The sequence below is a fragment of the Roseicyclus salinarum genome, assembly GCF_029624655.1.
Lineage (GTDB): Bacteria > Pseudomonadota > Alphaproteobacteria > Rhodobacterales > Rhodobacteraceae > Roseibacterium > Roseibacterium salinarum.
On record NZ_JARRSA010000025.1, the window covers coordinates 40,758 to 52,090 of the forward strand.

The 11,333-nt window shown below is 70.6% G+C and carries 13 protein-coding genes; 10 read left to right on the forward strand and 3 right to left on the reverse strand.

The features are described from left to right. The first annotated feature begins 15 nt into the window (after positions 1-15). From denD to P6F26_RS15030, 4 genes are read left to right on the forward strand one after another with little or no spacing between them, the layout of a single operon-like run. Positions 16-1,002, forward strand: a complete 987-nt coding sequence (gene denD, locus P6F26_RS15015; protein ID WP_278029512.1) for a D-erythronate dehydrogenase — start codon at positions 16-18, stop codon at positions 1,000-1,002. After that, positions 999-2,267: a 3-oxo-tetronate kinase gene (gene otnK / locus P6F26_RS15020; RefSeq protein WP_278029513.1), complete on the forward strand. Its 1,269-nt coding sequence runs from the start codon at positions 999-1,001 to the stop codon at positions 2,265-2,267. Before denD ends, otnK begins: the two co-directional genes overlap by 4 nt. Continuing rightward, entirely contained in the window at positions 2,264-2,911 is a 648-nt protein-coding gene (gene otnC / locus P6F26_RS15025) for a 3-oxo-tetronate 4-phosphate decarboxylase (protein WP_278029514.1), read from the forward strand. Before otnK ends, otnC begins: the two co-directional genes overlap by 4 nt. Beyond that, complete coding sequence (locus P6F26_RS15030) at positions 2,908-3,669, forward strand: hydroxypyruvate isomerase family protein (protein ID WP_278029515.1); 762 nt, start codon at positions 2,908-2,910, stop codon at positions 3,667-3,669. Before otnC ends, P6F26_RS15030 begins: the two co-directional genes overlap by 4 nt. Before the next feature lie 25 nt (positions 3,670-3,694). Here the strand turns inward: P6F26_RS15030 and P6F26_RS15035 are convergent, their stop codons facing one another. Next, the gene (locus P6F26_RS15035) at positions 3,695-4,126 is read right to left on the reverse strand and encodes a hypothetical protein (protein ID WP_278029516.1); all 432 of its coding nucleotides are present in this window, start codon (positions 4,124-4,126) and stop codon (positions 3,695-3,697) included. Between the two features lie 515 nt (positions 4,127-4,641). On the opposite strand from P6F26_RS15035, the gene P6F26_RS15040 reads away from it, so the two are divergent. Continuing rightward, on the forward strand, positions 4,642-4,953 hold the full coding sequence (locus P6F26_RS15040; protein ID WP_278029517.1) for an ElaB/YgaM/YqjD family protein: 312 nt from the start codon (positions 4,642-4,644) through the stop codon (positions 4,951-4,953). Between the two features lie 6 nt (positions 4,954-4,959). Continuing rightward, positions 4,960-5,382 (forward strand): phage holin family protein, encoded by a 423-nt coding sequence (locus P6F26_RS15045; protein WP_278029518.1) that lies wholly within the window; start codon positions 4,960-4,962, stop codon positions 5,380-5,382. Positions 5,383-5,495: 113 nt separating this feature from the next. Here the strand turns inward: P6F26_RS15045 and P6F26_RS15050 are convergent, their stop codons facing one another. Next, on the reverse strand, positions 5,496-6,941 hold the full coding sequence (locus tag P6F26_RS15050; RefSeq protein WP_278029519.1) for an FAD-binding oxidoreductase: 1,446 nt from the start codon (positions 6,939-6,941) through the stop codon (positions 5,496-5,498). 227 nt (positions 6,942-7,168) lie between these two features. Between P6F26_RS15050 and P6F26_RS15055 the strand changes: the two genes are divergently transcribed. Beyond that, positions 7,169-7,858: a winged helix-turn-helix transcriptional regulator gene (locus tag P6F26_RS15055; RefSeq protein WP_278029520.1), complete on the forward strand. Its 690-nt coding sequence runs from the start codon at positions 7,169-7,171 to the stop codon at positions 7,856-7,858. Positions 7,859-7,897: 39 nt separating this feature from the next. Here P6F26_RS15055 and P6F26_RS15060 read toward each other — a convergent pair whose 3' ends face one another. Beyond that, the gene (locus P6F26_RS15060; RefSeq protein WP_278029521.1) at positions 7,898-8,953 is read right to left on the reverse strand and encodes a GlxA family transcriptional regulator; all 1,056 of its coding nucleotides are present in this window, start codon (positions 8,951-8,953) and stop codon (positions 7,898-7,900) included. Between the two features lie 108 nt (positions 8,954-9,061). On the opposite strand from P6F26_RS15060, the gene P6F26_RS15065 reads away from it, so the two are divergent. The 3 genes from P6F26_RS15065 to P6F26_RS15075 form a co-directional block, all read left to right on the forward strand. Continuing rightward, a complete protein-coding gene (locus P6F26_RS15065; RefSeq protein ID WP_278029522.1) occupies positions 9,062-10,315 on the forward strand; it encodes a sarcosine oxidase subunit beta family protein in 1,254 nt (417 codons plus the stop codon). 151 nt (positions 10,316-10,466) lie between these two features. Next, positions 10,467-10,769 (forward strand): sarcosine oxidase subunit delta, encoded by a 303-nt coding sequence (locus P6F26_RS15070; protein ID WP_278029523.1) that lies wholly within the window; start codon positions 10,467-10,469, stop codon positions 10,767-10,769. Next, positions 10,766-11,333, forward strand: a 568-nt coding sequence (locus tag P6F26_RS15075) for a 2Fe-2S iron-sulfur cluster-binding protein (protein WP_278029524.1), incomplete at its 3' end; no start/stop codon positions are given. The genes P6F26_RS15070 and P6F26_RS15075, both read left to right, overlap by 4 nt.

Consider the following 11,333-nt stretch of genomic DNA (forward strand, 5'->3'; position numbering starts at 1 on the left):
CTGGAGGGGCGGACCATGCGGGTCCTGATCATTGGCGCCGGTGGCATGATCGGCGCGAAACTGGCGCTGCGGCTGATGCGCGAGCGCCGTCTGGCGGGCCGCGACATCGCGGCGCTCGAGCTTGCGGACCTCGCCGCCCCCACGCCGCCCGAGGGCGAGGTGCCGGTCACGGCCCGGTCCGTGGACATCACCGCCGATGGGGCGGCCGAGGATCTCGTCTCGGGCCGCCCGGACGTGATCTTCCATCTCGCGGCGATGGTGTCCGGCGCGGCGGAGCGCGACTTCGAGGGCGGCTACCGCGTCAACGTGGATGCCACCCGCGCGCTTCTGGAGGCGATAAGGCGCGCCCACGAGGCCGACGGCTATACGCCCAGGCTGGTCTTCGCCTCGTCGCTCGCGGTCTACGGCGCGCCGCTGCCCGACCCGGTGCCCGACGATCAGATCCGCGCGCCCCGGTCGAGCTACGGCACCCAGAAGGCCATCGTCGAGCTGCTGCTCGACGACTACACGCGGCGCGGGTTCCTCGACGCGATCGGGCTGCGCCTGCCCACGATCGTGATCCGGCCCGGCGCCCCCAACGCCGCCGCCTCGGGTTTCTTCTCGGGCATCCTGCGCGAACCCCTCGCAGGATTGCCGAGCCGCCTTCCGGTGAGCCGCGAAGTCAAGCACTGGCTGGCCAGCCCGCGCGCCGCCGCGGGCTTCCTCGTGCATGCCGCCGGGCTTGACGGCGCGGCGGTCGGGCCGCGGCGCACGATCACGATGCCGGGGGTCGAAACCACTGTCGGCGGCCAGATCGAGGCGCTGGCCCGCGCCGCCGGCCCGAAGGCCGCGGCCCTGATCGAGGAGGCGCCGGACCCCGCGATCGCCGCCATCATCGAGACGTGGCCGCGCGCCTTCGCGCCCGCGCGCGCCGCAGCGCTGGGCTTCGTGGCTGAAGCCTCGGTGGACGATCTGATCGCCGTCTACCTCGAGGACGACGCACCGGGCGGGGCAGGGGCATGACCACGGTCCTGGGCTGCATCGCGGACGATTTCACCGGCGCGACGGACCTCGCGGGCCTGCTCGCGCGGAGCGGGCACCGCGTGAGCCTGCGCATCGGCGTGCCCGACACGCCGCCCGAGACGACCGCCCCCTTCGAGGTGATCGCCCTGAAGTGCCGCACCGCGCCCGTCACCGAGGCGGTCGCCGAATGCCGCGCCGCGCTTGCGTGGCTGCGGGCGGCCGGCGCGCGGCAGGCGTTCTGGAAATACTGCTCGACCTTCGATTCCACGCCGCAGGGCAACATCGGACCCGTGGCCGAGGCGTTGATGGACGACCTCGGCGCCGTGCAGACGATCTATTGCCCCGCCTTCCCGGAAAACGGGCGCTCGGTCTTCATGGGCAACCTCTTCGTGGGGCGCCAGCCGCTTCACGAGAGCCCGATGAAGGACCACCCTCTCACGCCGATGCGCGACAGCAACCTGATGCGCCTCCTTGCGCCGCAGGTGACGCGGCCGGTGGGCCTTGTCGACCGGCTGACGGTGGCGCGGGGCGCGCAGGCCCTGCGCGCGGCGCTTGCGGATCTGGCGGCGGAGGGCGTGGCCCATGTGGTGGTGGACGCCGTGGCCGATGACGATCTGCGTGTGATCGCCGAGGCCTGCCGCGACATGCCCCTTCTGACCGGCGGAAGCGCCGTCGCCATGCCGCTGCCGCGCCTTCTTGCGGAGGGCGAGGGGCTGCCGGGCGGCGCTGCGGGGCGCTCGCGCCCCGGCATCGGCCCCTCGGCCATCGTCCTGTCGGGCAGCTGTTCGGCGATGACGCGGGCGCAGGTGGCGGACTACGCGGCCCGCGCGCCGCATCACCGGCTCGATCCGCTGCACCTGGCCGAGCACGGTCCGGGCGCGGCGCTGGAGTGGCTCTCGGCGGTGCCGCTCGGGGAAAGCCCGCTGGTCTACGCGACGGCCGAGCCCGCAGCGGTGGCCGAGGCGCAGGCACGGCTCGGCGTCGCTGAGGCGGGCCGTGTCGTGGAGGACGCGCTCGCCCGGCTTGCGGTCGCCGCGCGCAAGGCCGGGCGGCGGCGCTTCGTGGTGGCGGGCGGCGAGACCTCGGGCGCGGTGACGCGGGCTCTCGGCGTCAGCCGCCTGGATATCGGGGTCGAGATCGCGCCGGGCGTGCCCTGGACCTATGCCGACAGCGCGGGCGTCGCGATTGCCCTGACGCTCAAATCCGGCAATTTCGGAGGGCCCGGCTTCTTCGCCGAGGCGCTGGCGAAACTGGAGGGCGCATGACCGACACCGCGCTGCGCGAGCAGATCTGCCTTCTGGCGAAATCCATGTTCGACCGCGGCCTGACCGGGGGGAGCACCGGCAACATCTCGGCGCGCACCGCGGATGGCGGGCTTCTGGTCAGTCCAACGGGCACCAGCTTTGGCAGGCTCGATCCCGCGCGGCTCAGCCGGTTCGACGCGGACGGGCGGCTGGTCGGGGGGGATCCGCCGACCAAGGAAATGCCCCTTCACTCTGCCTTCTACGACACGCGCTCGACAGCCGGCGCGGTCGTGCACCTGCATTCCTGCCATTCCGTCGCCCTGTCGATGATGCCCGACGCCGACCCCGACGACTTCCTGCCGCCGCTCACGCCCTACGGGATCATGAAGCTGGGCAAGGTCAGGCTTCTGCCCTTCTTCCTGCCGGGCGACCCGGCCATGGGCGAGGCGGTGCGCGGGCTGGCTGGACGGCGCTCGGCGGTGATGCTGGCCAACCACGGCCCCGTGGTGGCGGGCCGCGACGTGGAGGCCGCGTGCAACGCCATCGAGGAACTCGAGGACACCGCCCGCCTCGCCCTTCTGACGCGGGGGACGGGCGCGCGCGGTCTGACCGACACGCAGGTGCGCGCCGTGGTGACGAAATTCGACGTGGAGTGGGACGAATGAGGTTCTCGGCCAACCTGGGCTTTCTCTGGGCGGACCGGCCGCTGCCCGAGGCGATCCATGCGGCCAAGGCGGCGGGCTTCGACGCGGTCGAACTGCACTGGCCCTACGAGGTGCCCGCCGCCGAGGTCGCGCGGGCGCTGCGCGAGACCGGGCTGCCCTGTCTGGGGCTGAACACGCGGCGCGGCGACGTGGCGGCGGGCGAGAACGGGCTTGCGGCGCTGCCGGGGCGCGAGGCGGAGGCGCGCGCGGCCATCGACGAGGCGCTCGCCTACGGCGTCGAGATCGGGGCGCGCCGCGTCCACGTCATGGCCGGCCGCGCCGAGGGGCCGCAAGCGCGGGCTGCCTTCGTGGCCAACCTCGCTCATGCCTGCGAAAAGGCCGCGCCGCTCGGCGTGGGCATCCTGATCGAGCCGCTCAACCCCTATGACGCGCCGGGCTATTTCCTGCGCACGACGGGGCAGGCGCTCGAGATCATGGAGGCCGTCGGTCACGAGGCGCTGCGGCTTATGTTCGACTGCTACCACGTGCAGCTGACCGAGGGCGATCTGACCCATCGCCTGACGGATCTCATGCCGCGCATCGGCCACATCCAGTTCGCCTCCGTTCCCGACCGGGGCCCCCCGGATCACGGCGAGGTGAATTACGAGCATGTCTTCGCCGTCATCGAGGCGCTGGGCCATGACGGCCCCCTCGGCGCGGAATACAAGCCCGCCGGCGACACCGACGCCACGCTCGGCTGGCTGCGTCGCCGCCGCTAGGGAGGACACGTCCGCCGTCGCGGGCTCAGGCGGGCGGGGCGGAGACGTCGAGGGCGAAATCCACCATTCGGCCGGTGTCCCGGTCGTTGCCCATCAGGTAGACGCGGATCGCCCAGTCGCCGTCCGCAGGGATCGTGACCTCGGCGCGTCCGTCGTCGTCCATGTGGCCCGTGTAGAGGCCGCCGTAATCCTGCCCGGCAGGCAGGATGTTGAAGTAGACGCTCCCGTGGCCGTTCGTGCCCGTGACCTCGATCGAGGCGCGCAGGGTCTTTCCGCCCCGAACTGTCAGGACGTGGTCGATGTAATCGTGGCCGCGCACCGTGCCTTCGATCGTCGTGCCGGTCGCGCCGGGCGGGAAGGCGATGTCCAGCCGTTCCTGCGCCGACACCGGGCCCTCCGCGAGGCCTGCCGCCGCGAGGAACGCGGTGACGGCCGCGAGGCGCGCCGAACGCGGCATGGACCGTCCCGGGCCAGACGCCAGAAGGTCGAGGGGACCGCGATGCCCTGCAGGGCGGGTCGCGCATCGGACATCCGGGGCGCGTCGTCCCTGCGTCCCCTCGCGAGCTTGCCCTGCCGCGTCCGTCATCGCCTTGCCTCCCCGGCCCCGAGAGAAGATCGGTCGTGCGCCAGCATACCCCATCCCGAACGGGCGGGCGACGGGAAAGGCCGTCCTCCGCCACCGAACCGCGCCGTTTCGCGCGACCGACCGGTAGCGGCTTCGTGGGCCGGGCGGCCCGCGGCCGGGTGGAAAGGTATGGCTTCGGCAGGCGGCAGGGCCGATACTGCACCCAGCGACGATCCCCCGGCGGGAGGTGAGATGACCGCAAGGACACGATCCATGTCGGCAGACGCGCCCCAAGCTCCGGCGCAGGGAGGGCGCAGGACTGGCGCAGGACTGGCGCAGCCCGGCCCCTTTCCCCGGCGCGCTCGGCGATCTGCCGACACCCCCTTGACCCCGAAAGGACACAAGACATGACGGACACCTCGAGAAGCCCCGGCAGCGAAGACCTCGAACGCCAGTTCCGGGTCATCCGCGACGACATCACCCGGCTTGCCGCCCTCCTGCGCGAGATCGGCGAGGCCAAGGCGGGCGAAAAGCGCGACGAGGCGCTTGCCGAGGCGGCGGAGCTTCTGGAAAGGTCGCGCTCGGCGCTTGACGAAGGGCGGCTGAAGGCGCGGCAGGCCACGGCCTCGGTCGAGGGCTACATCAGGGAAAAGCCCATGCAGTCGGCACTGATCGCCCTCGGCGTGGGGTTTCTCGTCGGCATGATGACCCGGCGCTGAACACTCATGATCGAGGATCTCATCGGCGCCCTCGTCAGGTCGCAGTTCGGCGATGTGAAACGGCGCACCGCGGGCGCGGTGCTGGAGCTTGCGGCCCTCGGCATGGCGGGGCTTGCGACGGCGTTCGTGTTCGTCGCACTCCATGTCTGGCTGGCGGGTCGGATGGAGACGTGGCTGGCCGCGCTGGCGGTCGCGGGGGTGGCGCTGTTCGTCGCGCTCATTCTGATGCTCGTCGGACGCTCCCTCCTTCTGCGCAAGGCGCGACGGCAACGGAACGAGGCGCTGTCGGGCCTCGAGGCGCTGTCGCTCCTGCTTCGGCCCGCGCCCGGCGCGGAGGGTCCGAGGGCGGCCGAGGGCGACCCCGCAGGCGTCCTTGTCGGCGCGGCGCTCGCGGCGGGGATCATGCTGGGGCGGTCGGTCGGGCGATAGCGCGTCGATGCGCGCGCAAGGGCGCGGGTCCCGTGCCTCATGCAGGGCTCGGCGCATCCTGGCCACTGCCGCGCCGCCGCGGCCGGGTGCCTGGCCCCGCCGCGGCGTCCGCCTTACTGCGCTGCCTGCGCCATCGCCGCGGGCTCGATGTTGTGGTTGACCCGGAACAGGTTCCCGGGGTCGTACCTTGCCTTCACCTCCCGCAGCCTGCCGAGGTTGCCGCCATAGGCCTCGCCCATCCGGCCCGCCTCGTCTTCGGGCATGAAGTTCACGTAGACGCTCGGCGCGGCATCCGCGGCCGTGTCCTGAAACAGCCCGCGCGCCCAGGCGATGCAGGTGGCGTCGGCCTCGGGGTCGCTCCAGCGCGTGTGGACATTCATCGTGAAATGCGACGCGCGCTGCGGAAAGGCCGTCGCGTCCGAGGCAACCCGCGCCATCGCGCCGCCCACGTGGGCGATGAAAACCTCGCATTGCGGGTCGGGAAGCGAAGCGACCGCCGACAGGATCGCGTCGATGGTCCGGTCGCTCAGCTCGATGAAATCGCGGCTTTTCCAGTAGTTGCGCTGGCCCGGTGCCAGGAGCGGGTCGAAGGCCGCCTGCCAGCCCACGAAGGGATGCGGGCCGATCACGTCCGCGATGGGCGAGCCGAGCGACCGCAGCTTCCTCATCGCCTTTTCGCCCTCCGCCATGTCGCCGCAATGGCAGGCCGCGAAGATCAGGACCTCGCGCCCGTGCCAGTCCTCGGGCAGGAACGGCAGGGGCGGGGCCTTGCGCAGCACCGCCCAGACCGTCAGTTCGTCCGGCGCCTCGGCGCAGATCTCGCGGAACGCGGGCAGCAGCGTCGCGGCGTCCGCGATGGGATGCACGATCAGGCCCGACATCACCTCGGGACCGACCGGGTGCAGGCGGAACTCGAACGAGACGACGACGCCAAAATTCCCGCCGCCGCCCCGGATCGCCCAGAAGAGGTCCGGGTTCTCGTCCTCCGACGCCCTCAGGATGCTGCCGTCTGCCGTCACGACATCCGCCGAAAGCAGGTTGTCGATCGTCATTCCGTGCTTGCGGGTGATCCAGCCGAAGCCCCCGCCAAGCGTCAGCCCCGCGATCCCGGTCGTCGAATTGACGCCCACGGGCAGGGCAAGGCCGTGCACCTGCGTTTCGCGGTCCACGTCGCCCAGCGTCGCGCCCGGTTCCACCCGTGCCGTTCTCGCGCCCGGATCGACATGGACCGAGCGCATCTGCGACAGGTCGAGCATCAGGGCGCCGTCCTCGACGGCGAGGCCCGCGATCTGGTGCCCTCCCGCCCGGATCGACATGCGAAGGTCGTTTTCCCGCGCGAAGTTCACCGTGGCGCGGACGTCGCCCGCGCCGAGGGCGCGCACCACCAGTCCGGGCTTGCGGTCGATCATGCCGTTCCAGATCGTGCGGGCGTCCTCGTAGCCCGGCTCGGTCTCGGCGGCCGTGGTGCCGCGCAGTGCGGCCTCGAGCGCGCCTCGGCTCTCCTCGGAAATCTCCGTGGAGCCGCCGTCGAGCCGGTTGAGTTCGATCATTCGTGCCATTCTTGCCTCCCTGAGCTGTCGGAAGCGGGCGCGGGACGCGCCGCCGCCTCGTGTCGATCTGTCGATCCGGGACCGCGCCATCGGACGGATCCCATCTCCAGCAACGCGAATCACGGGCGGATGCGCTAGTGTTCGAACTGGACCGGCCGGTCCAGATCCTGAACTGGATCGGACCGCTCCGCAGAAGCTAGGCTTGCAGCGCGAGCCTTGTCCCGGGGGAGGGTCCGATGTCGAATGGCAGCTATCACCAGTTTTGCCCGGTCGCGATGGCGGCTGAGGTCCTGTGCACGCGTTGGACGATGGTTCTCGTCCGCGAGCTTGTCGCGGGATCGACGAGGTTCAACGACTTGCGGCGGGGCGTGCCGAGGATGTCGCGCTCGCTGCTCGCCCAACGGCTGCGCGAGCTGGAGGCGGCGGGCATCGTGGAGCGCCGGCCCGTGCCCGGATCGCAGAATGTCGACTACCTCCTGACGGCGGCGGGCCGCGACCTCTTTCCGGTGGTCGAGGCGTTCGGTCTCTGGGGCCAGAAATGGGTGCGCTCAAACCCCTCGCTGGAGAACCTCGACGTCTCGCTTCTGATGTGGGACATGCGCCGCAACCTCGATCCCAGCCCGCTTCCGGCCAGGCGCACCGTGCTGCAGTTCCGCTTCAGCGACCAGCCACCCGCGAAGCGCGACTGGTGGCTGGTGGTGGATCCCTCGGGCGGCACCGACCTGTGCCTGACCGATCCGGGCTTCGAGGTGGACCTGTTCGTGACGACCGACGTGCGGACCATGACGGCGATCTGGATGGGGCTGACCACGGTGCGCGCCGAGCGTGAGAGGCTGGATATGGAAGGATGCCGGGAGACCGCGTCGTCCATTCAGCACTGGCTCGGGCTGAGCCCCTTCGCATCGCAGGAAAAGCTCGTGTCCTGACCGGCCCGGCGGCGCGCGACCGGCGGTCCGCCGGTCGCGTCAGCTTCCCGGATGCAGCAGCACGCCGACGGCGGGCGCCGCCTCGTCGTCATGGGCGGCCTGCGACTTGCGGTATTCCGCCGGGGTGAAGCCGCGCTCGGATTTCAGCGTGCGCGCAAGGTGCGTCCCGTCGCAGAAGCCGGTCGCCAGCGCGATCTCCGCCACGGTGTCGCCGCTCGTCCTCAGCCGCAGAAGCGCCTTGTCGAGCCTGAGGTCGAGGTAGATCCGCGACGGCGTCCGGCCGAGGTCCGCGAGAAAGCGCCGTTCGAGCGTCCGCCGCCCCACGCCCATGCCCCCCGCCAACGCCGCGACGGGAAGCGGCACCTCGATGTTCTGCTGCATCCGCAGGACCGCGCGCTTGACGAGCTCGTCCCTGGGTTTGCGCGCGACCTGCTGGCCCGGCTGCGCCTCGTCCCCGCGCAGGGCCTCGTCGATCATCATGATGTTGAGGCTTTTTATCGCCGCCGACTGGCCGACGTGGCGGGCCACCAGAAACGCCGCGAGATGCGCCGCGCCGTGCCCCCCAGAACAGGTCAGCCGGTCTCGGTCCACCACGAAGATCTGGTCCGAGACGGGCTCCACCGCGTCGAAGCGGTCCACGAAATCCTGGTGGTGGAACCAGCTCACGCAGCAGCGGTAGCCGTCCAGAAGCCCCGCCTCGTGGAGGATGAAGACCCCGGTGCACAGGCCCACGACCGGCGTGCCGGACGCCGCCCTGTGCGCGAGGAACGCCCGTTCGGCGGCGCAAAGGCCGGCCTCGTCGCTCATCACGCCTCCCACGACCACGAGATAGTCGTAGTCACCCGCCGCGCGCAGCGTCGTGTCCGGCGTCACCCTCACTCCGCAGCTGGAGCGGACGGGCGCCATCGTGTCCGAAAGCACGGCCCATTCGCACAGGATCGGCCGCGACTTGTCCGCCTCGTCGGCCGCAAGGCGCAGGACGTCCACGAAGTTGGCGAAGGCCGACAGGGTGAACCGGTCGGCAAGAAGGAACGCGACGCGCAGCCGCTTGCGGGGCGGGGCGTCGCTTCGGGACTGGATCGCACGAGTCGGCATGGCGCATTCCTACGCATTTTTCGACGCAAATCTACCGCCGCGAGGCGGCGCACGCGCGTAAGACTTCGCGCGACGCACTCCCCCCGCAGTCTCCCCGAGGTCCAGCCCATGACGCATTTCAGTGCCTTCAGCCTTCTGAAGAACGCGCTTACCGGCAACAGGAACTGGACCGAGCAGTGGCCCGACGCCCAGCCGAAGGAGGAATACGACGTCGTCATCGTGGGCGCCGGCGGTCACGGCCTCGGCGCGGCCTACTACCTCGCCAAGGAGCACGGCATCACCAACGTCGCGGTGATCGACAAGGGATGGCTCGGCGGCGGGAACACCGGCCGCAACACCACGATCATCCGATCGAACTATCTCTATGACGAAAGCGCGCGGCTCTACGATCATTCGGTCGATCTGTGGGAGGGTCTCAGCCAGGAACTGAACTACAACGTCATGTATTCGCGCCGTGGCGTCCTTATGCTGGCGCACAACGTGCACGACGTCCAGAGCTTCAAGCGCCACATCCACGCGAACCGGCTGAACGGCGTGGACAACCGCTGGCTGACGCCGCGGGAATGCAAGGAATACTGCCCGCCGCTCTCGATCTCGAAGACCGCCCGCTATCCGGTCATGGGCGGCGCCCTGCAGGAGCGCGCGGGCACCGCCCGCCATGACGCGGTGGCATGGGGCTACGCGCGCGGCGCGGCGATGCGCGGTGTCGACATCATCCAGAACTGCCCGGTGACCGCGATCCGCCGCAACCCGGACGGATCGGTGGCGGGCGTGGAGACCGCCAAGGGCTTCATCCGTGCGAAGAAGGTCGCGGTATCTGCAGCGGGCCACACCTCGGTCGTGATGGAGACCGCGGGCGTCCGCCTGCCGCTGGAAAGCTACCCGCTGCAGGCGCTGGTGAGCGAGCCGGTGAAGCCCGTCTTCCCCTGCGTGGTCATGTCGAACGCGGTGCACGCCTACATCAGCCAGTCGGACAAGGGCGAGTTGGTGATCGGCTCGGGCACCGACCAGTATACCAGCTATTCGCAGCGCGGCGGCCTGCCGCTGATCGAGCACACGGTTGCCGCGATCGTCGAGGTGTTCCCGATCTTCAACCGCATGCGGATGCTGCGGAAGTGGGGCGGGGTGGTGGACGTCACGCCGGACCGTTCGGCGATCATCTCCAAGACGCCGGTGCAGGGGCTTTATGTCAACTGCGGCTGGGGCACGGGCGGGTTCAAGGCGACGCCGGGCGCGGCGCACACCTTCGCATGGACCGTCGCCAAGGACGAGCCGCACCCGATCAACGCGCCCTTCACGATGGAGCGGTTCCGCACGGGCCGCCTGATCGACGAGGCCGCAGCGGCCGCCGTCGCGCATTGAGGCGCGCGTGAGAAAGACAGCGCACTGAGGCCCGCGTGAGAAAGACAGCGCATTGAGGCGCGCGTGAGGAAGACAGCGCAATGACCTGCGCACGAGACAGACAGCGCACCGAGGTGCGCGACGACGACAAGACCCCGAGAGGTTCGCGACCATGCTCCTGATCCATTGCCCCTACTGCGACGAGACCCTGCCGGAGCTCGAGTTCACCTATGCCGGTCAGGCCCATGTCGTGCGCGCCGAGGATCCTTCGGCGCAGACCGACGAGGAGTGGGAGGCGTTCCTGTTCATCCGCGACAATCCCAAGGGCCCGCATTACGAGCGCTGGCGGCACCTGCATGGCTGCGGGCGCTACTTCAACGCCGTGCGCGACACCGTGTCGGACAAGTTCCTGACGACCTACCCGGCGGGCGCTCCGCGCCCCGATCTCTCCAGCCTGACGGAGGCCGCGACATGAGCAGTTTCCGCGTTCCGGGCCGCGGCCGCGTCGATCAGGACCGGCCCGTGCGCTTCACCTTCGACGGGCGGACCTATCGCGGCGCGGCGGGCGACACCGTCGCCTCGGCGCTTCTGGCCAACGGCGTCCACCTGATGGGGCGGTCGTTCAAGTATCACCGACCGCGCGGTCCCGTGGCGGCCGGTTCGGAGGAGCCCAACGCCCTGATCGGCACACGGCGCGGCAGGGGCCGCTACGAGCCCAACACCCGCGCCACGGTGCAGGAGATCTGGGACGGCCTGAAGGTCACGTCGCAGAACAGGTATCCCAGCCTCAAGTGGGACGTCGGCGCCGTCAACGACGCCGCCTACATGCTGTTCTCGGCCGGGTTCTACTACAAGACCTTCATGTGGCCCAAGTCCTTCTGGCACAAGGTCTACGAGCCCTTCATCCGCGCGGCTGCGGGTCTCGGCGTCGCACCGTCCGAGGTGGATCCCGACAGCTACGCCTCGCGCTATCTGCACTGCGACGTCCTGATCGTGGGGGCCGGTCCCGCGGGCCTCGCGGCCGCGCGCGCGGCCGCCG